Annotated in this window: 16 protein-coding genes; 7 read left to right on the top strand and 9 right to left on the bottom strand. The window is 55.4% G+C overall.

Features of this window, described 5'->3' with window-relative positions:
- Positions 1–113: 113 nt before the first annotated feature.
- The 5 genes from LDK53_RS20520 to LDK53_RS20500 form a co-directional block, all read right to left on the bottom strand.
- Positions 114–1757, bottom strand: a complete 1644-nt coding sequence (locus tag LDK53_RS20520; protein WP_225287931.1) for a multidrug ABC transporter permease/ATP-binding protein — start codon at positions 1755–1757, stop codon at positions 114–116.
- A 69-nt stretch (positions 1758–1826) separates the two neighbouring features.
- A complete protein-coding gene (alkB, locus tag LDK53_RS20515; protein ID WP_045286067.1) occupies positions 1827–2483 on the bottom strand; it encodes a DNA oxidative demethylase AlkB in 657 nt (218 codons plus the stop codon).
- Complete coding sequence (ada, locus tag LDK53_RS20510; protein WP_126800209.1) at positions 2483–3541, bottom strand: bifunctional DNA-binding transcriptional regulator/O6-methylguanine-DNA methyltransferase Ada; 1059 nt, start codon at positions 3539–3541, stop codon at positions 2483–2485. Before ada ends, alkB begins: the two co-directional genes overlap by 1 nt.
- A 72-nt stretch (positions 3542–3613) precedes the next feature.
- Entirely contained in the window at positions 3614–4669 is a 1056-nt protein-coding gene (gene apbE, locus LDK53_RS20505; protein ID WP_025760346.1) for an FAD:protein FMN transferase ApbE, read from the bottom strand.
- A gap of 115 nt (positions 4670–4784) precedes the next feature.
- On the bottom strand, positions 4785–5900 hold the full coding sequence (locus tag LDK53_RS20500) for a porin OmpC (protein WP_047959134.1): 1116 nt from the start codon (positions 5898–5900) through the stop codon (positions 4785–4787).
- 742 nt (positions 5901–6642) lie between these two features.
- Here LDK53_RS20500 and rcsD point away from each other — a divergent pair.
- Both rcsD and rcsB read left to right on the top strand, forming a co-directional pair.
- On the top strand, positions 6643–9315 hold the full coding sequence (rcsD, locus tag LDK53_RS20495; RefSeq protein ID WP_025757208.1) for a phosphotransferase RcsD: 2673 nt from the start codon (positions 6643–6645) through the stop codon (positions 9313–9315).
- A 16-nt stretch (positions 9316–9331) separates the two neighbouring features.
- A complete protein-coding gene (gene rcsB, locus LDK53_RS20490) occupies positions 9332–9982 on the top strand; it encodes a response regulator transcription factor RcsB (protein ID WP_003859405.1) in 651 nt (216 codons plus the stop codon).
- Positions 9983–10093: 111 nt separating this feature from the next.
- Here the strand turns inward: rcsB and rcsC are convergent, their stop codons facing one another.
- Entirely contained in the window at positions 10094–12940 is a 2847-nt protein-coding gene (gene rcsC / locus LDK53_RS20485; RefSeq protein WP_025757207.1) for a two-component system sensor histidine kinase RcsC, read from the bottom strand.
- 135 nt (positions 12941–13075) lie between these two features.
- A complete protein-coding gene (gyrA, locus tag LDK53_RS20480) occupies positions 13076–15712 on the bottom strand; it encodes a DNA topoisomerase (ATP-hydrolyzing) subunit A (protein WP_225287930.1) in 2637 nt (878 codons plus the stop codon).
- Between the two features lie 146 nt (positions 15713–15858).
- Here gyrA and ubiG point away from each other — a divergent pair, with 146 nt between their 5' ends.
- The 4 genes from ubiG (at position 15859) to yfaE (ending at position 20705) form a co-directional block, all read left to right on the top strand.
- On the top strand, positions 15859–16587 hold the full coding sequence (gene ubiG, locus LDK53_RS20475) for a bifunctional 2-polyprenyl-6-hydroxyphenol methylase/3-demethylubiquinol 3-O-methyltransferase UbiG (RefSeq protein WP_025757205.1): 729 nt from the start codon (positions 15859–15861) through the stop codon (positions 16585–16587).
- Between the two features lie 347 nt (positions 16588–16934).
- The gene (gene nrdA, locus LDK53_RS20470) at positions 16935–19220 is read left to right on the top strand and encodes a class 1a ribonucleoside-diphosphate reductase subunit alpha (RefSeq protein WP_025757204.1); all 2286 of its coding nucleotides are present in this window, start codon (positions 16935–16937) and stop codon (positions 19218–19220) included.
- Positions 19221–19320: 100 nt separating this feature from the next.
- Positions 19321–20451, top strand: coding sequence for a class Ia ribonucleoside-diphosphate reductase subunit beta (gene nrdB, locus LDK53_RS20465; RefSeq protein ID WP_045286072.1), 1131 nt, complete (start codon positions 19321–19323; stop codon positions 20449–20451).
- Entirely contained in the window at positions 20451–20705 is a 255-nt protein-coding gene (gene yfaE / locus LDK53_RS20460; RefSeq protein ID WP_025757202.1) for a class I ribonucleotide reductase maintenance protein YfaE, read from the top strand. Before nrdB ends, yfaE begins: the two co-directional genes overlap by 1 nt.
- A gap of 83 nt (positions 20706–20788) precedes the next feature.
- On the opposite strand, the gene glpQ is transcribed toward yfaE, so the two are convergent.
- Together glpQ and glpT are read right to left on the bottom strand one after the other, a co-directional pair.
- Entirely contained in the window at positions 20789–21850 is a 1062-nt protein-coding gene (gene glpQ, locus LDK53_RS20455) for a glycerophosphodiester phosphodiesterase (protein WP_225287929.1), read from the bottom strand.
- Positions 21851–21861: 11 nt separating this feature from the next.
- Entirely contained in the window at positions 21862–23214 is a 1353-nt protein-coding gene (glpT, locus tag LDK53_RS20450; RefSeq protein WP_025757200.1) for a glycerol-3-phosphate transporter, read from the bottom strand.
- Between the two features lie 257 nt (positions 23215–23471).
- Here glpT and glpA point away from each other — a divergent pair.
- A partial coding sequence (gene glpA / locus LDK53_RS20445; protein WP_225287928.1) for an anaerobic glycerol-3-phosphate dehydrogenase subunit A occupies positions 23472–24447 on the top strand: 976 nt, incomplete at its 3' end.

Here is a 24447-nt window from a genome sequence, read left to right as displayed (position 1 = left end):
CCGTATGTTCCCCCTCACCCCAGCCCTCTCCCTCAAGGGAGAGGGGGTTGTCTGTGCAGGCATTATTTTATGGGGATCCCTCAGCCCTGTGGGAGAGGGTTAAGATGAGGGCATCAGGCCGTGCGCGCCACCGCATCACGCGATGCCGCATCGCGCGCTTCACCGGTCAGCTCGCTCAGCTTGCCCTCGCGCATCTCCAGCAAACGGTCAGCATGAATAAAGTAGTGATCGTCATGGCTGATGGCGAAAATGGTTTTGCCCATCTGCTGCATCAGCGGCAGCAGCACCTGGTAAAACTCGCGGCGGAAGTGCGGATCCTGATCCGCCGCCCACTCATCCAGCAGAATGATGTCACGCTCTTCCGCCAGCGCCAGCAGCAGCGCCACGCGTTTTTTCTGCCCTTTCGAAAGCCTGAGGTTGAGGATCTTGCCGTCCTGCAGCTCCAGCTTGTGCGACATCTGCAGCTGCGCCAGCCATTTCTCCACCAACGCAGGATTGGCCTGTTGCCCTTCCGGTCCCAGCAGGTGGTCAAACAGCCAGACGTCGGTGAACACCGCCGAGAAAAGCTTGCGGTAATCCTCAGGTTTTTCTGCGCTCAGCGCCTTACCATCCAGCAAAATCTCACCCGACTGCGGCTGATAAAGCCCGGTGAGCAGCATCGCGAGGGTCGATTTCCCACTGCCGTTACCGCCAATCAGGAACAGCAGCTCGCCGCGGTGAATCGTCAGATTGATCGGCCCCACGGAGAAAGCGTTGTCCTGATAGCGGAACGTGACGTTACGCAGCTCCAGCGTCTGCCAGTTCGGGAAGGCCTGCGGGCGCGGGAATTCAGCGTTAAACGGTGCAAGATCGAACTTTTTGAGCTTATTAAACGCCACCTGCGCGCTCAGCAGGGTCGGCAAAGCTCCGACGGCCGAAAGCAGCGGCGTGCGCAAGAACAGCAGCGTCAGCGAGTAGGTTGCCGCGACGTTTGTATCCGCCCAGCCCAGGCTGTTCGCCATCCAGAATACCAGGCCAATCGCCCCCAGCATCATAATGTTTGACCAGTTCACCGCGCTCAGGTGGAAGGTATCGGCACGAATAATATGGTGCCGGTATTCGCGGGCGTCCGGAATATAGAGATTGTTAAAGATATGCTCGGCGCGCTCGCGGTTCAGGGTCAGCTCTTTGCGCCCTTCGAGTACCGTCTGGTAATTGTTGTAGAGCTTATCCTCGGTTTCGCGCAGTACCGCCATGTGTTTGTAAACGCGTGACACCAGCACAAAACCGCCCCAGATGGTGATGGCAATCCACAGGGCGGTTACCGCCAGCATTTTGCTGGAGAGCCAGGCGAGATAAGCCGCAGAGCCAAAGGTCAGAATAATCCCCTGCACCAGCTCCGGCAGACGAACGAACGCAATGGTAATGGCGCGCACGTCACTGGTTAACCCCGCCAGCAGAGACGCGCTGCCGAGCTGTTCAATGCGCTCTACGTGGGTGTCCAGAATCCGCTTGATGAACTCGCTGCGCAGACGAAAAACGAAATGGTGGCCGAGCACGGTCAGCGCCAGCTGAGAGCCGAGCGTGACTGCCATCAACAGCATTAGCAGGGCAAGAAATTCCGGCAATACGGCGAGTGATGTGTCGACCATTTCAATCAAACGCACGTTGATAAACGCGATCAGGCCAATACCCAGTGCGGCACTGGCGAGGCTTAGCGCCATGACGGCGATGAAGGGCCAGCGATACTGACGCCAGACAAGGAGAAGTAGTTGCATGCAGGCAATCCGGACAATAAAAATCAGCCAGCAGTGTAAACTGCCCGGCGTGTACATCAAGAATAATTCTTATTTTTGTTTACTAAAACCCGCCTGGCGGAACGTCAGGTTATAACGGTACTCACCCGTCAGGGGGTGAACGCCGGGTTTCAGCGGCTGAATGCCGTGATAATACAACCGCGACTCCCTGCCCCACACCACCACATCGCCATGTTCCAGCATGATGCGTTTGAGCGGATCGTTGCGGCGTAACCCGCCAAACTGGAACACGGCGGGCAGACCTAACGATACCGAGACGATAGGCGCGCGCAGATCGGGCTCATCCTTATCCTGATGCAGCGAGAGCTTCGCGCCAATGGCGTAGCGGTTAATCAGGCAGGCATCAGGACGGAAGTCGGCATAATCCGCGGCGACGGCAGCATCGTGACACAGCGTCTGAAAAACTGCAGGCATGGGAGGCCACGGCTGGCCGGTTGCGGGGTCGTTCGGCGCATACAGATAGCCGCGTTCGTTGGTCGCCCACCCCAGTTCACCGCAGTTAGCCATCGCAACCGACATGGTGTAGCCGCCCGGCGTGACCATGTGACGAAACGGTGAAACCGCCGTGACCTCGTCAATACCCTCCAGCAGCGCCGCCGCACGGGAAAGCGCAAAGCGGCGCAGGATAACCGCCCCCGGCGCCAATGGCTCCTGCCAGGGTTCAGCATCCGCAAAAAGATCGAGCATTATCCCTCCCGGCGTTTCGCCTCACGTTTCAGTAATAACGCTTTTCGCGCTGTCCCCCACCGATAACCTGACAGCGCGCCGTCGTTGCGAACAACACGATGACAGGGGATCACAATCGCCAGCGTGTTTGCCGCACAGGCACCGGCAACGGCGCGTACCGCGTTGGGCTGACCAATCGCCTGCGCCACCTGCTGGTAACTTGCCGTTTCACCGCAGGGGATAGTTCGCAGGGCTTGCCAGACCCGCTGCTGGAACGCTGTCCCGCGAATATCCAGCGGCAGCGCAAGCGGTACAGAACGGTTATCAATACTGGCAATTACCTGATGGATCCGTTGCACGAAGTCGTCGTCCAGCGGCGCATGCTCTGCGTTTGGGAACACCGTCGCCAGCTCTTCGATTAATTGCGCATCGGTGTCAGCCAGCAGGATCGCGCAGATCCCCCGCTCACTTTCTGCCACCAAGCAGCGTCCTAAAGCGCAATTATCGATGGCATAACGCACTGCCGCATCCCCTTTACGGTACTGCTTCGCCGTCATACCCAGCGCATCGTTGGCTTTACGATAATAGCTACTGCTGTCAGGAAACCCAGCCGCCAGCACGGCATCGGTAATTTTATCCCCCTGCGCAAGCGCGGCGCGCAGGCGCTGACCTCGCGCCGCCTGCTGCCAGGCTTTCGGGGTCATACCGGTGACAGACTTAAACAGACGGTGGAAATGGTAAGGACTCATGGCAACCTGCTGCGCCAGCTTCTCCAGGGTTAACGCCGGATCCTGCTCCAGCAGACGGCAGGCGTGTTCCACTTTGGCCAGCTTCTGTGCCTGCGGATCGCGCTTGTCCGGCATGCAGCGCTTGCATGGCCGAAATCCTGCCTGAACGGCATGGTGGGCATCAGGGTAAAAGCGGACATTTTTACGCAGCGCGTGGCGGGCACGGCATGACGGACGGCAGAAAATACCCGTCGTCTGCACAGCGAAGACAAACTGATCGTCAGCGCGCGGATCGCGGGCCAGCACGGCCAGCCAGCGATCCTCATCGGTCATTAAGGTCAGGTTTCTCATGATCGGCTCCTCTTATAAGCATATATACAGCCTGCCTGAGCGCCACAGATTAAAAACCCGCAACCTTGCTTTTTAATTTTTTTCATTCACCAGGAAGCTGGCGAACTGCGGCGAATGCCAGGTTTTGAACCCGTCGGCCTCTTTAACGATCATATACACCGCCAGCCCTTCCTGACGCACCACCTCTTTGGCTTTCTCCGGACCAAGAACCATTAACCCGGTGTCCCAGGCATCAGCTTCCAGCGCGGTGGGGGCAATAACCGTCACCGACACCAGATTATGCGTAATGGGTCGCCCGGTCTGCGGGTCGATAACGTGCGAAATACGCTTCCCGTCAAGCTCGTAATAGTTACGGTAGCTCCCTGAGGTGCTGATGCCATGTCCGTTGATGTCCACCATCGCCTGCACGGCATTTTGTTGATCAGTCGGTTTTTGAATCGCTACGCGCCACGGTTTGCCGCTGGCGTTCATGCCCCGGCTGACTAACGCGCCCCCCACTGATACCAGATAGCGGGAGATGCCTTCCTGCGCCATCAGCGCAGCCAGATGATCCGCCGCATAACCTTCGCCTACTGTAGACAGATCGACAAACAGATCGGGAATATCTTTTTGCAGGTACTGTTGACCGTACTGATTGATCACCGTCAGATGCTGTAGCCCTGTCCGGGCGCGGGCGTCATCAATGGCCGCCTGATCGGGCGTGGTCGCCGGCTGCTTGTTGGGGCCAAATCCCCAGAGGTTCACCAGGGGACCCACCGTCACGTCCATCGCCCCGTTGGTTTTGTAGCCCACGCGCATGGACTCGGTCACGATATCGGCCATCGCCTCGCTCACCGGCCACAGGGAGGTACTGCTTGAAAGGTTAAAGCGCATCAGCGCCGAGTCATTTTTGTAGGTCGACAGCAACTGATCGTCAGCATCCAGCTGTGACTGAATTTTGCTACGCAGTTCTTCGGCGCGTGCCTTATCAAGATTCATTACGCTGACGCGCCAGAAAGTGCCCATCGTTTTGCCTTCGAGCACCGTCGCCGCGGGGGCGTCGGTGGTGGTCTCCGGCGTGGAAGCGTCACAAGCGGTCAGGAAAAAAAGGATTGCCAGGAAGCTGGCGCGTAAAAAAGTCATGTCCATTCATTATTATCCTCATGCCAGGGCGGCAAGAGTACACCAAAACGGGTGAATTGTGAGAGCCTAAAAAAAACACAAAAAAGGGGCCGTGAGGCCCCTGAGTCATACCGTGTAGCGATTAGAACTGGTAAACCAGACCCAGCGCGACGATATCGTCCGTGCTGATACCTGCCTGACGGGTGAAGTCTTTGTCATCCAGCAGGTTGATTTTGTAGTCCACATAGGTGGACATGTTTTTGTTGAAGTAGTAAGTCGCGCCCACATCAACATATTTCAGCAGATCCTGGTCGCCGTAGCCTTCGATGTCCTTACCTTTAGACTGCAGGTAAGCCACGGATGGACGCAGACCAAAGTCGAACTGGTACTGAGCGACCACTTCGAAGTTCTGTGCTTTGTTAGCAAAGCCGTAAATGTCGCTGCTGCTCTGAGAGTTGCCGAAACGCGTTGCGTTATAGGTCTGGGAGTATTGCGCCGCCAGGTAAATGTTGTTGGCGTCGTATTTCAGACCACCCGTGTAGACTTCAGCACGATCGCCTTCGCCTTTCAGCGCCAGGTTACCCGTGTCGTTCTGGTCAGCGGTACGTTTGGAAGAAGACAATGCACCACCGATGCTGAAGCCTTCACCCAGGTTATAGGTCAGGGACGCACCGTAGCCGTCGCCGTTCTGTTTCAGGGTGCTACGACCGGTGTCGTTTTCACCGCTTACGCTGCCGTTTTTACCCTGATACTGCAGAGCAAAGTTCAGGCCATCCACCAGACCGAAGAAGTCCTGGTTACGGTAGGTTGCTACGCCGTTAGCACGGGACTGCAGGAAGTTATCTGCACCGTAAGTATCTCCACCAAATTCTGGCAGAACGTCGGTCCAGGAGGTCACGTCGTAGATCACGCCGTAGTTACGACCGTAATCGAAAGAACCCGCTTCAGCGAACTTCAGACCCGCGAACGCCACACGCGTCCAGGCCTGGTTGTCGCTTTCAGAGGTGTTGCCCTGGATCTGGTATTCCCACTGGCCGTAACCGGTCAGCTGATCGTTAACCTGGGTTTCGCCTTTGAAGCCAAGACGCATGTAGGTCTGGTCGCCATCAACGCTGTCGTCATCGGAGAAATAGTGCAGACCATCCACTTTACCGTACAGATCTAATTTGTTGCCGTCTTTGTTATAAATTTCAGCCGCATTTGCTGCGCCTGCCACCAGCAGAGCTGGTACCAGGAGGGACAGTACTTTAACTTTCATTTTATTAACCCTCTGTTATATGCCTTATAATTGCCACTGCTTACTGGTTAACCCTCATTAACCAGTCGGCAATTTCATTCTCCGCAAAATTACAGAATAATCCAATGCGAATATGATACGAAAACTTTGAAGATGTTTCATTTATCTATCAACATGTTTCAAAATGTAAACAGGAAGGAACTTTTACAAAGCACAAATAGCTTAGAAATTTAGCACTTATAATCAAACGAGAAAATACATGCATAACTATCAATAAGTTACAATAAAACACGTTACCGCACTGAATGACAAAACAAGATCGCGCCTAATCTCTAAAATATCTCTCGCTATCATCATTAACTTTATTTATTACCGTCATTCAGTTTTGAATGTCTGTTTATCCCTAATTCAACCGGATGCTTCGCATTCGGTTTTTTTTTACCTTTCTTTACGTAACCTTTCTTTTTTTGTGCTACCGCCGCGTAATTGTAACGACTATTAACTAAACGTCCGCCGGATCGCTGTCGAAAGCTCGTAATTCTCGAAAAACTTAATTTCTTGTTAATTCGTGCTATTTGCCGACTGGTGATGCGCCATATTTGTACGACTCTGGCGACTTTGTACATGTCTGGAGCCCGCCTGGCGACGATATTGTCCGTTGAAAAAGTCGCCTGTTCCAGGACAGTGGCGCTGGAAATTCAGTTATTACCCTTTATACTGCCCTATCGCCACAGAGCACGACCATAACGGGTTAAAGATATCAATGAGTCAGACTGAAACTACCGCCCCGAGCAAATTCTCCCTCCTTCCCGGGAGCATCACCCGTTTCTTTCTTCTTTTGATCGTTGTGCTGTTAGTCACAATGGGCGTTATGGTCCAGAGTGCGGTGAACGCCTGGCTGAAGGATAAGAGCTATCAGGTCGTTGATATCACCCACGCCGTACACAAGCGCATTGATACCTGGCGCTACGCCACCTGGCAGATTTACGACAACATCGCGGCAGCACCGGCCTCGTCATCCGGCGACGGGCTTCAGGAGACGCGGCTTAAGCAGGATGTCTATTATCTTGAGAAACCGCAGCGTAAGACCGAAGCGCTTATTTTTGGCTCTCACGACAGCGCCACACTTGAGATGACGCAGCGAATTTCAACCTATCTGGATACCCTCTGGGGCGCCGAGACGGTGCCGTGGTCGATGTACTACCTGAACGGTCAGGACAACAGCATGATCCTGATTTCGACCCTGCCGTTAAAAGATCTCTCGTCCGGGTTTAAAGAGACAACCGTGGGCAGCATTGTTGATTCCCGCCGCGCTGAGATGCTGCAGCAGGCGAACGCCCTCGATGAACGGGAAAGCTTCTCGTCCCTGCGTCGGCTGGCCTGGCAAAATGGCCACTATTTTACCCTGCGTACCACCTTTAACCAGCCGGGGCATCTGGCAACGGTCGTGGCCTTCGATTTACCGATTAATGATTTAATCCCGCCGGACATGCCGCTCGACAGCTTCCGTCTGGAGCCAGACAACAGTACCCAGAATATGCGTTCGGCACCTGATAAAGAGGCCGCAGAGAGCGTATCGATCTCCTTTAATGGCTCGAAAATCGAGATTGCCTCGTCGCTGAACTCGACCGGCATGCGTCTGGTGTGGCAGGTGCCGTTTGGCACCCTGCTGCTTGATACCCTGCAAAATATCCTCTTGCCTCTGCTGCTGAATATTGGCCTGCTGGCGCTGGCCCTGTTTGGCTACAGCACGTTTCGTTTCCATCCAGGGCGCCAGAGCGACGCTTCTGCGGTTCCGGCCGGAACCAGCAATGAGCTGCGCGTACTCCGCGCGCTGAATGAAGAGATTATTTCCGTACTGCCGCTTGGGGTGCTCGTTCACGATCAGGAGGCGAACCGTACGGTGATGAGCAATAAAATTGCCGATCATCTGCTGCCGCATCTTAACCTGCAGAACATCACCACCATGGCGGATCAGCATCAGGGCGTCATTCAGGCCACCATAAATAATGAACTGTACGAGATCCGTCAGTTCCGCAGCCAGGTCGCCTCCCGCACGCAGATCTTCATCATCCGCGATCAGGACAGGGAAGTGCTGGTGAATAAAAAGCTCAAGCAGGCGCAAAGGCTGTATGAGAAAAACCAGCAGGGACGTGCCGCCTTTATGCAAAACATCGGCGATGCCTTCAAGCAGCCGTTAAGGGCGCTGGCAAGCCAGGCGGCGGCGTTGAACACGTCTGAAAGTCATCAGCTTGCCTGCCAGGCCGACTCGCTGGTGCGTATGGTCGATGAGATCCAGCTGGCGAACATGCTGGAGAATGATTTCTGGAAGGGAACGCCAACCCTCTTCTCCATCCAGGATCTGATCGATGAAGTGGTTCCGGAAGTTCTGCCCGTGATTAAGCGGAAAGGGCTGCAGCTGCTGATCAATAACCATTTGTCTGCGAATGACGAACGCCATGGCGATCGAGAAGCGCTGCGTCGCATTCTGTTGATGATTATTCAGTATGCCGTCACCACCACGCAGATCGGCAAGATCACCCTGGAAGTGAATACGGACGAGTCGGCTGAGGATCGCCTGACGTTCCGCATTCTGGACACCGGGGAAGGTGTCACGACAAGTGAAATTGATAATCTCCACTTCCCGTTCCTGAATGACACACAAAGCGATCGCTACGGCAAGGCCAATGCCCTGACCTTCTGGCTGTGCGACCAGCTGGCACGTAAGCTTGGCGGCCACCTGAATATTAAAGCCCGCGAATCCCTCGGCACCCGTTATTCTCTCCACGTGAAAATGGCCGCCAATCCGCAGGAAGAAGACGAAGAACGTCTGCTGGATGATGTCGTGGTGATGGTTGATGTGACCTCAAATGAGATCCGCAATATAGTGGTTCGTCAGCTGGAAAACTGGGGTGCGGCCTGCATCACGCCGGATGAAAGACTTGCAAGTCAAGAATTTGATCTGTTTTTAACGGATAATCCGTCTAATCTTACTGCCTCAGGCTTGCTTTTAAGCGATGATGAGTCAGGCGTGCGAAAAATCGGCCCAGGCCAGTTGCGCGTCAACTTTAATATAAGCAATGCGATGCAGGAAGCTGTACTACAACTAATAGAAGAGCAACTGGCGCAGGAAGAGATAGCGGAATCACCGTTAGGCGGCAATGAAAATGCCGAGCTTCACGCCAGCGGATACTATTCACTCTTTGTTGATACAGTACCAGATGATGTTAAGCGGTTGTATACTGAGTCCGCTGCGAATGATTTTGCAGCGCTGGCACAGACAGCACACCGGCTTAAAGGGGTGTTTGCCATGCTTAATCTGGTTCCCGGCAAGCAGTTATGTGAAACGCTGGAACATCTAATTCGTGAGAAAGATGCCTCTGGCATTGAAAAATACATCAGCGACATTGACGCCTACGTCAAAAGCTTGCTGTAGCAAGGTAGCCTAATACATGAACAATATGAACGTAATTATTGCCGATGACCATCCGATTGTACTGTTCGGTATTCGCAAATCACTTGAACAGATCGAGTGGGTGAATGTAGTCGGTGAATTTGAAGACTCTACAGCACTGATCAATAACCTCCCAAAGCTTGATGCACACGTGCTCATTACAGATCTCTCCATGCCTGGGGACAAGTACGGTGATGGGATCACGCTCATCAAATATATTAAGCGTCACTTCCCGGACATCTCGATCATTGTTCTGACCATGAACAACAACCCGGCGATCCTGAGCGCCGTGCTGGATCTGGATATCGAAGGGATTGTGCTGAAACAAGGCGCACCGACCGATCTGCCAAAAGCGCTCGCCGCGCTGCAGAAAGGCAAGAAGTTCACCCCTGAGAGCGTCTCTCGTCTGCTGGAAAAAATCAGCGCGGGTGGCTACGGTGACAAACGTCTGTCGCCAAAAGAGAGCGAAGTTCTGCGCCTGTTTGCAGAAGGTTTCCTGGTGACCGAGATCGCCAAGAAACTGAACCGCAGTATTAAAACCATCAGCAGCCAGAAGAAATCAGCAATGATGAAACTGGGCGTGGACAACGATATTGCTCTGCTGAACTATCTCTCCTCCGTTACGCTGAGCGCAACGGATAAGGATTGATCCCCACTGTAAATGCCGGGTGGCGCTCGCGCTTACCCGGCCTACAGAACCCGTAGGCCCGCGCAAGCGCAGCGCCGCCGGGCAAATAAAAAAGGCCCTTACGGGCCTTTTTTATATTCTGGTTTTTCTCACCCGATCTGCGTAAATCGACAATGTCTGCTTCAGCACGTCCAGCGTCACCGGCTTCGACAGACAGCTGTCCATGCCTGACTCCAGACAGCGCTGCTTCTCCTCCGCCAGCGCATTCGCCGTGACGCCCACCACCGGCAACGTCAGGCCAAGCTGGCGGATGCGCTGCGTCAGGCGGTAGCCATCCATGTTCGGCATGTTGACGTCGCTAAGGACGATATCAATGTGATTTTTACTCAGCACATTCAGCGCATCCACGCCGTCATTCGCGGTTTTGCACTGGTAGCCAAGCGATCCGAGCTGGTCAGCCAGCAGGCGGCGGTTAATCGGATGGTCATCCACCACCAGAATCATCATATCGTCATTCACCGACGCCAGCGCCTCCGGTGAGGGCAACCCGCCCGCGCTGTCGCTCTCTTCCAGTTGCACCTTGTAGATGCGCGCCAGCAGGCTCAACAGCTCATGCGGCGTTGCGACACTGTGTACCCACTCCCCTGGCGCACGTTCAACCGGGATGCCAATGTGGCGACGACAGAACATCACCACTCCTCTTCCCTGCCACGGCTGTTCCAGCATCTCGTCGGTTATCAGCACATCGTCGACGTCCGGCGTCTGGCCTTCATAACCCGAGACCCGCACGCCGCTGTGGGTCAGCAGTGCCGTCAGATAATCATTCAGCGAGGCATTGTGCACCGCGAGCCAGCAGCGCTTATCGCTTAGCCCGTCAACCGTCGCTTTCGCCGGATACTGCGCTGAATAGAGCGGAATGCGGATGGTGAACTGGCTACCCATGCCGGGCTCGGTATCCACCGAGATATCACCGTCCATCATGCTGACGAGCTTCTCACAAATCGCCAGCCCCAGTCCGGTGCCCTGGAAGTTACGCTGCACACCGGTTCCCACCTGGAAGAACGGGTCGAACAGACGAACCACTTCCTTCGCCGGGATGCCCACCCCCGTGTCGCGCACGCGGATGCTCAGGTAATCCCCCGCCCGGCGGACGTGCAACACAATGCAGCCGATATCGGTGAATTTAATGGCGTTGCTGAGCAGGTTAGAGATAACCTGCTGCAGACGCATCGGATCGCCGTGCAGCGTCAGCGGCACATCCGGTTCGATAAAGCAGTAAAGCCCCAGCTGTTTACGCACCACCAGCGGCAGATAGTTAGCGCTGATATGGTTCATCACCTCGCGCGGTGAGAACTCCCGCGGTTCGATTTTTAGCTGCTCAGACTCAATTTTAGAGAAGTCGAGAATATCGCTAATGATTTTCAGCAGCAGACTGGAGGAGTTGTTCATCGCCGTCACCAGCCTGTCGACCCCTTTCGGCAGCTCTTTCGTCTGCAGCAGATCGAGGTTACCGATAATCCCGTACAGCGGCGTGCGCAGCTCGTGACTGACCGTCGCAAGGAACATCGATTTCGACTGGCTGGCCTGCTCTGCGGCCTGGGCCATCTCCTGCAACGACTCTTCCATCTTCACACGCGCAGAGACATCCACCAGCACGCAAATCGCAACGTTTTCATTACGATAGCGGGAATGGACAAAGCTGATCTGCAGGTTGGTATGGGTACTGGTGAGCACGTCGACAAAGTTAACCTGCTGACCGCAGATAATCTGCGTCAACCGCTGCCGGTCCTCATGCGTCAGCATGTTCAGGTAGTTATGCGCCAGCTCGTTACTCAGAATATTTGTCCCATCCTGGGTACGCAGAATGCAGATCCCCACCGGGGCCGAGGCAACAATCTTACGGTTAAACTGCTCGTGCTCCTCCAGTCGCTGGGCGTCGCTTTCGGCGGGAATAAAGATTTTTCGCTCATACATGCGTGCCAGGGTAAACAGCGCGCCACCCGCCAGCAGGTTCAGCAGAATGGCATTCATGATAAGAATGCGTATCCGCTCGAGCACCATGTCCACCGGCAGCGAATAGACAATACTCAGCGAAGAAGGCGGCAGACTTTTCTTCAGCACCAGCTCGCGGAAGCCTGAGGTATAACCAAACCATGACCGCTCCTGCATCCATTGCGGTTCAACGTTTAAACGGTTATCGGGTCCGGCAAGGGAGATCAGCTGATGACCGTTTTCATCCAGAATGGTCACCCCCATGGGCAGGCTGCCAGGGGTAAAGAAGTTTTCCATGCGAATGGTCTGCTCAATCCCCAGCAGTGCCTGCAGGCGATTGCCGAGATAGACCGGGGTCAGGGCGTAGAAATAACCCACGCCCGTACGCGGGCCCTGGCTAACCCAGAAGATGTTATTCCCGCGCTCGTCCTGCGGCGCATTGCGATATTTCACGATACGTTCATGCAGGCTTTTCAGCGCATCATCACGCTCAACGGGCACATCGCGCAGGCCAAAATCCGCCATGCAGAGATTTTCACTGCCAATCAGGAATACACGGTTCAGATCATAAGCGGCGGAGAAATTATCACGCCAGTAACGCATGAACCAGGCAAGTGATTCCAGCGATCCGCGCCAGGTGTTGCTCAGCGTGGAACAATCGGAATCCGGGAACAGGGGCTGGAAGTCCGGGACTTCGGTTTTATCACTCCGGCCGCGAAGCGCCAGAATGCCGTTTTCCGCCGTGAGGCGATTTTCGGCAATATACTTCAGCTCCTTCATCACGTCAGACGTTCGCTGAATGTAGCGCTGGGCCTGGTCGGAGCTTAAATTAAACTCCTGGCGGATCTCCGCTTCTTTCTGGTGCAGCGCGTTAACGATGTAAAACACCGAGAACAGGGCCACCAGCAGCCAAAGCAGGAGCGCCAGCGCCCGAAACAGATAGCGAGAAACTTTCAGCGTAGTACGAAAGGAGACGAGGTATTTCAAAGGGGCGAGGCTCCGCCGTCGGGGTCAAAAGAATGTGGTTAAGGTAGCGGTAAACGCGCCAGGTCGCAACGTTGACTTATCTGCTTGTGCAAAAGAAAAGGGCCGGAATCCGGCCCTTTTTTGCATCAGGAGACATTACTCGTCAGCGTCGTCCGCTGCATCATCATCGGTGTCGGTTTCCGGCGCGATATCATCATCACCTTCCGCGACGCTACCGTCGATGGAGTCGAGCTCTTCGTCATCCACTGGCTCAGCAACGCGCTGCAGACCTACCACGTTTTCATCTTCCGCAGTACGGATGAGGATCACACCCTGGGTGTTACGACCCACGACGCTGATCTCAGAAACGCGAGTACGCACCAGCGTACCGGCATCGGTGATCATCATGATCTGATCCGCGTCGTCTACCTGCACCGCGCCAACAACGGAACCGTTGCGCTCGGTCACCTTGATAGAGATAACGCCCTGCGTGCCGCGAGACTTGGTTGGGTATTCCCCTTCCGCCGTACGTTTACCGTAACCATTCTGCGTGACGGTCAGGATGGCTCCTTCACCGCGCGGAATGATCAGCGAAACGACGCTGTCTTCGCCCGCCAGCTTGATACCGCGAACGCCCGTCGCGGTACGGCCCATTGCGCGAACGGCGTCTTCTTTGAAGCGCACCACTTTACCGGCAGCAGAGAAGAGCATGACTTCATCGGAGCCCGAGGTCAGATCGACGCCAATCAGCTCGTCGCCTTCGTTCAGGTTCACCGCGATGATACCGGCAGAGCGTGGACGGCTGAATTCGGTCAGCGCGGTTTTCTTAACGGTACCGCTGGCGGTCGCCATAAAGACGTTCACGCCCTCTTCGTACTCGCGTACCGGCAGAATGGCGGTGATACGTTCGTTCGCTTCCAGCGGCAGCAGGTTTACGATTGGACGACCACGTGCGCCACGGCTCGCTTCCGGCAGCTGATAGACTTTCATCCAGTACAGACGCCCCCGGCTGGAGAAGCAGAGGATCGTGTCATGGGTGTTCGCCACCAGCAGACGGTCAATAAAGTCTTCTTCTTTAATACGTGCCGCAGACTTGCCCTTACCGCCACGACGCTGTGCTTCGTAGTCGGTCAACGGCTGGTACTTCACGTAGCCCTGGTGAGACAGGGTCACAACAACGTCTTCCTGGTTGATCAGGTCTTCGATGTTGATGTCCGCGCTGTTGGCGGTGATTTCGGTGCGACGCTCATCGCCGAACTGATCGCGGACCAGCTCCAGCTCTTCACGGATCACTTCCATCAGACGCTCTGCGCTGCCCAGGATGTGCAGCAGCTCGGCAATCTGCTCCAGCAGCTCTTTATATTCGTCGAGCAGTTTTTCATGCTCAAGGCCGGTCAGTTTCTGCAGACGCAGATCCAGAATCGCCTGGGCCTGCTGTTCAGTCAGGTAGTACTGACCGTCACGCACGCCAAACTCAGGCTCCAGCCACTCAGGACGCGCCGCGTCATCACCCGCACGCTCCAGCATCGCCGCGACGTTGCCCAGATCCCAGGGACGGGAAATCAGCGCGGTTTTCGCTTCCGCCGGGGTTGGCGCGCGACGGATCAGCTCGATGATCGGGTCGATGTTGGCCAGCGCAACCGCCAGCGCTTCAAGAATGTGGGCACGGTCACGCGCTTTGCGCAGTTCAAAGATGGTACGGCGGGTCACCACTTCACGGCGGTGACGCACGAACGCGCTCAGGATCTCTTTCAGGTTCATGATCTTCGGCTGACCATGGTGCAGTGCAACCATGTTGATACCGAAGGAGACCTGAAGCTGAGTCTGGGAGTACAGATTGTTCAGCACAACCTCACCCACCGCGTCGCGTTTGATCTCAATCACGATGCGCATCCCGTCTTTATCAGACTCGTCACGCAGCGCGCTGATGCCTTCAACGCGTTTTTCTTTTACCAGCTCGGCGATTTTCTCAATCAGACGCGCTTTGTTCACCTGATACGGGATCTCGTGAACAATGATGGTTTCGCGGCCGGTTTTGGCGTCCGCTTCCACTTCAGCGCGGGCACGGATGTAGATCTTGCCGCGACCGGTACGGTACGCTTCTTCGATACCGCGACGACCGTTGATGATCGCCGCCGTCGGGAAGTCCGGGCCCGGGATGTGTTCCATCAGCCCTTCAATGCTGATGTCTTCATCGTCGATATAGGCCAGGCAGCCGTTGATCACTTCCGTGATGTTGTGCGGCGGAATGTTGGTTGCCATACCTACGGCGATACCGGACGAACCGTTGACCAGCAGGTTAGGGATTTTCGTTGGCATAACGTCAGGAATTTTTTCCGTGCCGTCGTAGTTATCAACGAAATCAACCGTCTCTTTTTCCAGGTCGGCCATCAGCTCATGGGCAATCTTCGCCAGACGGATTTCCGTATAACGCATTGCCGCGGCGGAGTCGCCGTCGATAGAACCAAAGTTACCCTGACCATCTACCAGCATGTAACGCAGCGAGAATGGCTGCGCCATACGGACGATAGTGTCGTACACCGCGGAATCACCATGGGGATGGTATTTACCGATTACGTCACCAACGACACGGGCAGATTTTTTGTAGGCTTTATTCCAGTCATTGCCCAATACGTTCATGGCGTATAGTACGCGACGGTGTACCGGCTTCAGGCCATCGCGGACGTCCGGCAGCGCACGGCCAACAATGACCGACATCGCATAGTCCAGATAGGAGCTCTTCAGCTCTTCCTCGATGTTAACCGGTGTAATTTCTCTCGCAAGGTCGCTCATCTAACCGCTATCCCTCTACTGTATCCCGGATTCAAAGGTCGCAAATTATAACACAGCCGAGGTGATACAGGTAAACCTATACGCTTTATTCACGGGGATTGCCTGATATACTCATTCGTCTTGCTAAATAAGGAGTAAAAGCGCCCATGAATGCCGAAAAATCCCCGGTGGCTCACAACGTTGACCACGAAGAGATTGCCAAATTTGAAGCGGTGGCCTCCCGCTGGTGGGATCTCGAAGGTGAGTTCAAACCGCTGCATCGCATTAATCCGCTGCGTCTGGGCTATATCGCGGAGCGTTCCGGCGGTCTGTTCGGTAAGAAAGTGCTCGATGTCGGCTGCGGCGGCGGTATCCTGGCTGAGAGCATGGCGCGCGAAGGGGCGAACGTCACGGGTCTGGATATGGGCTTCGAGCCGTTGCAGGTTGCCCGTCTGCATGCCCTGGAGTCGGGTATTCAGGTTGAATATGTGCAGGAAACCGTCGAAGAACACGCGGCGAAACATGCTCATCAGTACGATGTGGTGACCTGCATGGAGATGCTGGAGCACGTTCCCGATCCGCAATCCGTGGTGCACGCCTGTGCAAAACTGGTGAAACCGGGCGGCCAGGTCTTCTTCTCGACCATCAACCGTAATGGTAAAGCCTGGCTGATGGCAGTCGTCGGTGCGGAGTATGTGCTGCGCATGGTGCCGAAAGGGACGCACGACGCGAAGAAATTCATCAAGCCTGCGGAGTTGTTAAGCTGGGTTGACCAGACGTGGCTCAAAGAGCAGCACATTACCGGCCTGCACTACAATCCGCTGACCAATAAATTCAAACTCGCACCGGGCGTTGATGTTAACTATATGTTGCACACAACCGCCAAAAACGACTAACGTCATTCGTTATTCTTATAAAGATTGCGCGACATCATGTTGCGCAATTCTGACCACCCGTCGAAGAAATCAGCACTCGATCAAATTTTGAATTTTTTTTCTTAATTATTGACATCTCTTCCAGGCCTTACAGCATGAGGACTTAGCCTTTTTTACCCTTTCACAACCTCAATTTAACGTCAAAATCAACCCTTGTGCTGAAAAGAATCCTTACTAGAATACTCACCATATAGCGTTTTTCTTATCGCAAACCCCCTATATGTAGTATTTATCCACAGAGTTAGTCACAAGACGGTTCTGTGGATAAGCGGGGGATATTTTTTATTTCACGGACAGGTAAACCCCACATGAATCAGAGTCTGCTGGTGACAAAGCGCGACGGTACTACCGAGCGTATCAATCTGGACAAAATCCATCGAGTTCTCGACTGGGCAGCAGAAGGACTGAACAACGTATCTATCTCCCAGGTTGAACTGCGTTCTCACATCCAGTTCTACGACGGCATCAAAACGTCTGATATCCACGAAACCATCATCAAAGCTGCGGCAGACCTGATCTCCCGCGAAGCACCGGATTATCAGTACCTTGCGGCACGTCTGGCTATTTTCCACCTGCGTAAAAAAGCCTACGGCCAGTTTGAGCCGCCGAAGCTGTACGACCACGTGGTGAAAATGGTTGAGCTGGGCAAATACGACACGCATCTGCTGGAAGACTATACGGAAGAAGAGTTCGAGCAGATGAACGGGTTTATCGATCACTGGCGCGATATGAACTTCTCCTATGCGGCAGTGAAGCAGCTCGAAGGCAAATACCTGGTTCAGAACCGTGTAACCGGTGAGATCTACGAAAGCGCCCAGTTCCTCTATATTCTGGTGGCCGCCTGCCTGTTCTCCAACTATCCGCGTGAAACCCGTCTGGACTACGTGAAGCGTTTCTACGATGCGGTCTCTACGTTCAAGATTTCTCTGCCTACGCCAATCATGTCTGGCGTGCGTACTCCAACCCGTCAGTTCAGCTCCTGCGTACTGATCGAGTGCGGTGACAGCCTGGATTCCATCAACGCCACCTCCAGCGCCATTGTGAAATACGTTTCCCAGCGTGCCGGTATCGGTATCAACGCCGGCCGCATTCGTGCGCTGGGCAGCCCGATTCGCGGCGGTGAAGCGTTCCACACCGGCTGTATCCCGTTCTACAAACACTTCCAGACGGCCGTGAAATCCTGCTCTCAGGGCGGCGTGCGTGGTGGTGCAGCGACCCTGTTCTACCCAATGTGGCACCTGGAAGTGGAAAGCCTGCTGGTCCTGAAAAACAACCGCGGCGTGGAAGGCAACCGCGTGCGTCACATGGACTACGGCGTACAGATCAACAAGCTGATGTATACCCGTCTGCTGAAAGGCGAAGATATCACCCTGTTCAGCCCGTCTGACGTCCCGGGCCTGTATGACGCGTTCTTCGCCGATCAGGACGAGTTCGAGCGTCTGTATACCAAATACGAAAAAGACGACAGCATCCGTAAACAGCGCGTGAAAGCGGTCGATCTGTTCTCCCTGATGATGCAGGAACGTGCCTCTACCGGTCGTATCTATATCCAGAACGTTGACCACTGCAACACCCACAGCCCGTTTGACCCGGTGGTTGCCCCAGTGCGCCAGTCTAACCTGTGCCTGGAGATCGCCCTGCCGACCAAACCGCTGGAAGACGTGAACGACGAAAACGGTGAAATTGCGCTGTGTACGCTGTCCGCGTTCAACCTGGGTGCGATTAAGAGCCTGGACGAGCTGGAAGAGCTGGCTGTGCTGGCCGTCCGCGCCCTCGACGCCCTGCTGGACTACCAGGATTACCCAATCCCGGCCGCCAAACGCGGTGCGATGGGCCGTCGTACCCTGGGTATCGGCGTGATCAACTTCGCCTACTGGCTGGCGAAAAACGGCAAGCGTTACTCTGACGGCAGCGCCAATAACCTGACCCACCAGACGTTTGAAGCCATTCAGTACTATCTGATGAAAGCCTCTAACGAGCTGGCGAAAGAGCAAGGCGCGTGCCCGTGGTTCAACGAAACCACCTATGCGAAAGGCATTCTGCCTATCGACACCTACAAGAAAGACCTGGATGCGATTGTCAGCGAGCCGCTGCATCTCGACTGGGAAGGCCTGCGCGAGTCCATCAAGACCTATGGCCTGCGTAACTCCACGCTCTCTGCCCTGATGCCGTCCGAGACCTCTTCGCAGATCTCCAACGCCACCAACGGTATTGAGCCACCGCGCGGCCACGTCAGCATCAAAGCCTCGAAAGACGGCGTGCTGCGTCAGGTGGTGCCGGATTACGAGACGCTGGGTGACAACTACGAGCTGCTGTGGGAAATGCCTAACAACGACGGCTACCTGCAGCTGGTGGGTATCATGCAGAAATTTATCGACCAGTCGATCTCTGCCAATACCAACTACGACCCGACGCGCTTCCCGTCTGGCAAGGTTCCGATGCAGCAGCTGCTGAAAGACCTGCTGACCGCCTACAAATTTGGCGTGAAAACCCTGTACTATCACAACACCCGTGATGGTGCGGAAGACGCGCAGGACGACCTGGTTCCGTCAATTCAGGACGATGGCTGCGAAAGCGGCGCATGTAAGATCTAAGCACTTTGCCGGGTGGCGCTACGCTTACCCGGCCTACGATTTTGGAGGCCCGGCAAACGCAGTGCCGCCGGGCAATAAAATCTCAACAGGACTCACCGCAATGGCATATACCACCTTTTCACAGACGAAAAACGACCAGCTCAAAGAGCCGATGTTCTTCGGCCAGCCGGTCAACGTGGCACGCTACGATCAGCAAAAATATGACATCTTCGAAAAGCTGATTGAAAAGCAACTCTCCTTCTTCTGGCGTCCGGAAGAAGTGGACGTTTCCCGCGACCGTATTGACTACCAGTCGTTGCCGGATCACGAAAAACATATCTTCATCAGCAACCTGAAATACCAGACGCTGCTGGACTCCATTCAGGGACGTAGCCCGAACGTGGCGCTGCTGCCGCTGATCTCCATTCCTGAGCTGGAAACCTGGGTAGAAACCTGGGCGTTCTCCGAGACGATCCACTCCCGCTCTTACACCCATATCATCCGCAACATCGTCAACGATCCGGCGGTGGTATTTGACGATATCGTCACCAATGAGCAGATCCAGAAGCGCGCGGAAGGCATTGCCCATTACTACGACGAGCTGATTGAGATGACCAGCTACTGGCATCTGCTGGGCGAAGGTACTCACCATGTGAACGGTAAAACCATCACCGTGAACCTGCGTGCGCTGAAAAAGCAGCTGTATCTGTGTCTGATGAGCGTCAACGCGCTGGAAGCGATCCGCTTCTACGTGAGCTTTGCCTGCTCCTTCGCCTTTGCCGAGCGCAAGCTGATGGAAGGTAACGCCAAAATCATCCGTCTGATCGCCCGTGACGAAGCCCTGCACCTGACCGGTACCCAGCACATGCTGAATCTGCTGCGCAGCGGTTCGGACGACCCGGAGATGGCGCAAATTGCCGAAGAGTGCAAACAGGAGTGCTATGACCTGTTCGTGCTGGCGGCCCAGCAGGAGAAAGAGTGGGCAGACTATCTGTTCCGCGACGGCTCCATGATTGGCCTGAACAAAGATATTCTGTGCCAGTACGTTGAGTACATTACCAACATCCGTATGCAGGCGGTTGGTCTCGACCTGCCGTTCCAGACGCGCTCTAACCCTATTCCGTGGATCAACACCTGGCTGGTGTCCGATAACGTGCAGGTGGCGCCACAGGAAGTGGAAGTCAGTTCTTACCTGGTCGGTCAGATTGATTCTGAAGTGAACACTGACGACCTGAGCGACTTCCAGCTCTGATGACGCGTGTCACGCTGAGCCTTTCGGGCACAGAAGTGCTGTGCCAGGAAGAGCACCCTTCCCTGCTGGTGGCGCTTGAAGCGCATCAGGTGGAGGTGGAGTACCAGTGTCGTGAAGGTTATTGCGGCTCCTGCCGCTGCCGCCTGGTCGCAGGCCAGGTGGACTGGCTGACCGAACCGCTGGCCTTTATCAACGAAGGGGAAATTTTGCCCTGCTGCTGCCGGGCAAAAGGCGATATAGAAATCGAGATGTGATTGTGTCGGGTGACGCTTCGCTTACCCGACCTACAAAACCGCAGTTCGTAGGCCGGGTAAGGCGCAGCCGCCACCCGGCAATTTCAGCGTTTATCCTTCAAAAAACTCACCGCTTTATCCGGGAAATCCGTAAACAGTCCGTCCACGCCCGCCTGGTTGTACAACACCTCATAAAGCTGATTCACGTCCGTGGCATACGGCGGCAGCTGGTCTGCGCGCACCGTGTACGGATGGACCTGCATCTTGCTGGCATGCGCCTCTTTCACCATCGCCGTCAGCTTCACGTGGCCCGGTGTAGAGCCCTCTGCCACCAGCATGTGGTAATCCGGCCCGATCCCGTCGGCGTACTGCGCAATCTGCTTCATCGCGCCCGGCTTAAACATCCAGTCGTAGTTGTAGTTTACCCACTTGCCGTCCGGCTGCTTCTCCTGGGTTTCATTCCAGTCGGTCAAGGCAATCAGCTGCACCAGATTGAGATCCATCCCCATCTTCGGCTCCAGCTCGGTTTTGATGCGCTTGAGCTCAGCGGCGTCAAAACACTGCAGATAAACCTTGTCCTTCTTGCTGGTGTAGCCGTACTGCTTCAGCACTTCCAGCGTTTTCGCGGCAATGTCTTTCCCTTCCTGGTGGTGGAACCACGGCGCCTTGATTTCCGGGTAGATGCCGATATTTTTCCCGGTTGAGTGGTTCAGCCCCTGAACAAACTCAATCTCGTCCTGGAAGGTATGGATCCGGAAGTCAGATTTGCCCATCGGGAAACGTCCCGGATAAACCTGCTTCTTCTTGCCATTTTCAATCTCGAAGCCTTCCGTGAACTTCAGCGAGCGGATTTCTGCCAGCGTAAAGTCAATGGCGTAGTAGCGGCCATCTTTGCGGGCGCGGTCCGGGAAACGCTCCGCCACGTCCGTCACGCGGTCAAGGTAGTGATCGTGCAGGACAACCAGCTGGTCATCCTTCGTCATCACCAGATCCTGCTCCAGATAATCCGCGCCCTGCGCATAGGCCATCGCTTTTGCCGGCAGCGTATGCTCCGGCAGATAGCCGCTCGCACCGCGGTGGGCGATGACGATTTTATCTGCCGCCAGCGCGGACCCGGTCATCAGGCCCGCCAGCAGCAGGCCCGTCGCTAACTGTGTTAATTTCATTACAATGCTCCTTATTGACGACGCGCCAGCACTTCCGCGTGGTGACGTTTTTCACCGATCATCACAACAACCAGCAGCAGGACCGCCAGCACGCTGCCGCCAATCATCACCATAAAGCCGCCGTCCCAGCCGAAGAAGTCAACGGTGTAGCCGACAATGGCGCTCGCCGCGACCGAACCGCCCAGATAGCCAAACAGACCGGTAAAGCCCGCCGCCGTGCCTGCCGCTTTTTTCGGTGCCAGCTCCAGAGCGTGCAGACCAATCAGCATTACCGGACCGTAAATCAGGAAGCCGATGACGATCATACAGGCCATATCGACTGATGGGTTGCCCGGCGGGTTGAGCCAGTAGACCACGGTGGCGATGGTGACCAGAGTCATAAAGAAGACGCCCGTCGCACCGCGGTTGCCTTTAAACACTTTGTCCGACATCCAGCCGCAAATCAGGGTGCCCGGGATCCCCGCATATTCATACAGGAAGTAGGCCCAGGAGGATTTATCCAGCGCGAAGTGCTTCACCTCTTTCAGGTAAGTCGGCGACCAGTCGAGAATGCCGTAGCGCAGCAGATAAACGAACACGTTGGCGACCGCGATATACCACAGCAGCTTGTTAGGCAGCACGTACTTCATGAAGATCTGCTTTGCCGTCAGCTCTTCTTCGTGCTTCTCGCTGTAATCGTCCGGGTAGTCGTTTTTGTACTCCTCAATCGGCGGCAGGCCGCAGGACTGCGGCGTATCGCGCATCAGGGCGAAGGCAATAATCGCCACCAGAATGGCGCCAAAGGCCGGCATGTAGAGCGCCGCATGCCAGTCGTTAAACCAGGCCATCCCCAGCAGGAACAGCAGAGGCGGAATGCCGCCCCCCACGTTATGCGCACAGTTCCATACCGACACGATGCCGCCACGCTCTTTCTGCGACCACCAGTGCACCATGGTACGTCCGCATGGCGGCCATCCCATCCCCTGGAACCAGCCGCAGAGGAACAGCAGCACGAACATGATGGCAATGCTGGAGGTTGCCCACGGCACAAAGCCCATAAACAGCATGACCGCGGCCGCGAGGATCAGACCCGCCGGCAGGAACACGCGCGGATTCGAGCGATCCGAGACGGACCCCATGATGAATTTGGAAAAACCGTAGGCGATGGAGATCCCCGACAGCGCGAACCCCAGATCGCCGCGCGAAAAGCCCTGCTCCACCAGATACGGCATAGCAAGCGCGAAGTTTTTGCGCACAAGGTAATACGCCGCGTACCCGAAGAAGATCCCGAGGAAAATTTGCCAACGCAGACGGCGGTATAGCGGATCAATTTCTGCCTCTGGCAGACGCGCCCGATGCGGCGCAGGTTTGAAGATACTGAGCATGACAGCCTCCGTGGCCAGCTATTGAATTTACAGGGGTTTAACTGCCCCATACTCCAGAGAGGTCGCGATGTTAAGAAATCACGGTGATTGTTACTGTGAATCAACGCACAAATTGTTACAGAAATATGACAGGATGCGCAAAAAAAGCGCATGAAATCACGTTTCACTTTCGAATTTCGCTCGTTTGTGTTCGAAATCAAACAAACCACAGTTTTCATGTGGCTAAATGATAAAAAAACGAACACTGAGGGATGACAATGACAATTCACGATCCACGCTTTCGCGATGTGATTATCATTGGCGGTGGCGCAACCGGCGCCGGCATCGCACGCGATTGTGCCCTGCGGGGGTTAAGCGTCACGCTGGTGGAGCGCCATGACATTGCGACAGGCGCAACCGGACGCAATCATGGACTGCTTCACAGCGGCGCCCGCTACGCCGTGACGGACGGCGAATCAGCACGCGAATGTATTGCCGAAAACCAGATCCTGCGGCGTATTGCCCGCCACTGCATTGAGCCGACCGACGGTCTGTTTATCACCCTTCCCGAAGACGATCTCGCCTTTCAGTCAACCTTTTTGACGGCATGTCATGCGGCGGGGATTCAGGCCGAGGCCATCGACCCGGCCCTCGCGCGCCGCATTGAACCCGCCGTCAACCCTGCCCTGACGGGCGCGGTCAAAGTGCCCGACGGGACGGTTGATCCCTTTCGCCTGACGGCCGCCAACATGCTGGACGCCCGCGAGCATGGGGCGCACATCCTGACCGGGCACGAAGTAACCGGGCTGATCCGTGAAGGCCATCGCATCTGCGGCGTGCGGGTGTTTGATACGCAATACAACGAACACAGCGAGCTGTTTGCCTCCGTCGTCATCAATGCCGCCGGGATCTGGGGTCAACGTATCGCGGAATACGCTGACCTGTCGGTACGCATGTTCCCGGCGAAAGGCTCCCTGCTGATCCTCGACCACCGCATTAATAACCATGTGATCAACCGCTGCCGCAAACCCTCCGATGCCGATATTCTGGTGCCGGGCGATACCATTTCGTTAATCGGCACCACCTCCACCCACGTGGACTACAGCGAAATTGATTACAACCGCGTGACCGCCGAAGAGGTGGACATCCTGCTGCGCGAAGGGGAAAAACTGGCCCCGGTCATGGCGCAGACCCGGATCCTGCGCGCCTATGCCGGCGTCCGCCCGCTGGTGGCCAGCGACGACGATCCGAGCG

Source organism: Enterobacter sp. K16B (assembly GCF_020216105.1).
GTDB lineage: Bacteria > Pseudomonadota > Gammaproteobacteria > Enterobacterales > Enterobacteriaceae > Enterobacter > Enterobacter sichuanensis.
Note: the sequence above shows the minus strand (reverse complement) of the source record. Positions and strands in the feature narration are given on the sequence as shown.